The organism is Desulfovibrio sp. (assembly GCF_035644575.1).
Taxonomy (GTDB): Bacteria; Desulfobacterota; Desulfovibrionia; order Desulfovibrionales; family Desulfovibrionaceae; genus Desulfovibrio.
The window spans coordinates 1-2,249 of the sequence record NZ_DASQOG010000087.1; the positions used below are offsets into that span (position 1 = coordinate 1).

The window sequence follows — 2,249 nt, forward strand, 5'->3', positions numbered from 1 at the left end:
CCAAAGGGTTCGGAGCTGAACTGCATCTTGCCGAGGCCGCCGGCCACGGTCAGATTGGTGCAGGCTTCGATGTACTTGTCCTGCAGTTCCTTGGGGGTGTTGGCATAGCGGTAGAGGAAATTTTTTCCCTCAATGCTGCCCGTAAAATCAGGTTCAAAGGGATAGCCGTAGGGCAACAGCATCATCTGCACACCCTGCTGGGTGGGGACGGTCTGAAGGGTGGCCACCTCGTTAAGGCAGTCCTTGTCGGCGTCATACTTGCCGATGATCAGTTCGCCCGTCACCAGCTTCATCAAACGGATATCATAAGCCATGCTCAACTCCTCGGTAGTCGTTGGTTTTACCTAGGCATTGGCGCAACGCATGTCAAGGTATTTTATGTTGCCAACAGTTTTGAAATGACTACAGTACGGGCATGCAGAATTTTGACGCACCCATCAATACAGACCCCGCAGTAACGGCCAAAGTGCTGGAACCAGTGCTCGGGTATGTCTTTACAAAGCCCTCGCTGCTGGATCTTGCCCTGACGCACAGCTCGTGGGCCAATGAATGCGGCACAGGGCAAAACCATAACGAACGCCTTGAATTTTTAGGCGATGCCGTGCTTGAACTGTGCGTCTCTGCCCAGTTATTCAGGCGATTTCCTGACGCGCGCGAAGGCGAGCTGACCAAGATGCGGGCGCATCTGGTGAGCACCGTAAGCCTCGCTGAGCGGGCGCGGAAGATTGGGCTTGTTGCCTTGCTGAAATTGGGACGGGGAGAAGAAAGCCAGGGGGGGCGCAATCGCGACGGCGTGTTGAGCGATGCGCTGGAGGCAGTGCTTGCCGCCGTGTATGAGGACGGCGGTTTTGCTGCCGCCCAAGGCGTGGTAGCGCGGCTTTTTGCCGACCGCTGGCCCACGGCTGCAAGCAAGACCATGCCTAAGGACTATAAGACCCGGCTTCAGGAAGCTTCGCAACAGCGCTTTGGCGAAGCGCCGCTCTACACCCGCATGGGCAGCCAGGGGCCGGAGCATGCCAAAATTTTTGAGATAGCCTTGCGGCTGCCGGATGGAACCGAATTTGCCGCCACTGGCAGCAGCTGCAAAAAGGCGGAACAAAATGCCGCCCAGCAGGCGCTTGCCGCTCTTGAATCTACTGCAATACCAAAAAAGAACTGACAAATCCCCCAATATGCCGCTGCAAAGCATGCGTGCATAATCGGGATTGTCCCGGCCCGGGGGCACAGCCCCCGGGCCTCCCATCTTTGGTCCACCACAGCCTAGTTTATGATGGCCTAACCGCCGATAAGCTTCATGGCCATCTGCGGCAAGGAGTTGGCCTGCGACAACATGGCCACCGCAGACTGGGTGAGAATCTGGTTGCGGACAAAGGACGTCATTTCTGTCGCAACGTCCACGTCGGAAATACGGGATTCAGCAGCCTGGAGATTTTCAGCCTGAGTATTCAGGTTGGTAATCGTATTTTCCAGACGGTTCTGTACCGCGCCAAGGTGCGCGCGGATTTTATCCTTGGACACAATGGCCTTCGTGATGGCCTCAAGCGACTGCTGCGCGGCCTGCTGCGTGGAAACCGTGCCGCCCGCGCGCATTGTGTTGCTGGCGGTATCATAGGCCTGATTGCCGACGCCAAGGGAAGATGCGGTGGTGCTGCCGATGGTGATATAGTAGTAGTCTTCGGCAGAATCGTTGCCGGTGCCAAAGTGAACCTTCAGCTTGCCGGAAGCAGTCATGCCGCTGCCATCGTGCGTGTCAGAGGACAACGTACCGTTCAACAGGTGGATACCGTTGAAGTCGGTGGCATTGGCGATACGGGTGATTTCCGAAGCCATTGCCTGGTACTCTGATTCGATCATCAGGCGCTGCGTGGAGTCGTAGGTGCCGGTGGCAGCCTGTTCCGCCAGTTCCTTCATGCGCGTGAGCTTTTCATCGATGATGCCAAGCGCGCCGTCGGCGGTCTGGATCATGGAGATAGCGTCGTTCGCGTTGCGCGCGCCCTGATGCAGGGTGGTTATGTCGGCGCGTTGCAGTTCTCGAATTGCCAGACCTGCGGCATCATCAGCGGCGCTGTTGACGCGAAGACCAGACGACAAGCGCTGCATGGATTTTCCCAGTGCCGAGTAATGCGCATTTAAATTTCTGGCCGTATTGTCGGCCATCATATTATGGTTAATGACCAAAGACATGGGACACCTCCTGGTGGTTACTAAGCTGTACTCGCCAAGATGCAATCCATGTGCCAATAAAAAAA

3 protein-coding genes are annotated in these 2,249 nt (G+C 56.3%); 1 reads left to right on the forward strand and 2 read right to left on the reverse strand.

The features are described from left to right. On the reverse strand, window positions 1-314 hold a 314-nt coding region (locus VEZ52_RS04715; protein WP_324835758.1), incomplete at its 3' end, for a hypothetical protein. Window positions 315-415: 101 nt separating this feature from the next. Between VEZ52_RS04715 and rnc the strand changes: the two genes are divergently transcribed. Further along, entirely contained in the window at window positions 416-1,159 is a 744-nt protein-coding gene (gene rnc / locus VEZ52_RS04720; protein WP_324835759.1) for a ribonuclease III, read from the forward strand. Between the two features lie 116 nt (window positions 1,160-1,275). On the opposite strand, the gene VEZ52_RS04725 is transcribed toward rnc, so the two are convergent. Beyond that, complete coding sequence (locus VEZ52_RS04725; RefSeq protein WP_324835760.1) at window positions 1,276-2,184, reverse strand: flagellin; 909 nt, start codon at window positions 2,182-2,184, stop codon at window positions 1,276-1,278. Between the last annotated feature and the right edge of the window lie 65 nt (window positions 2,185-2,249).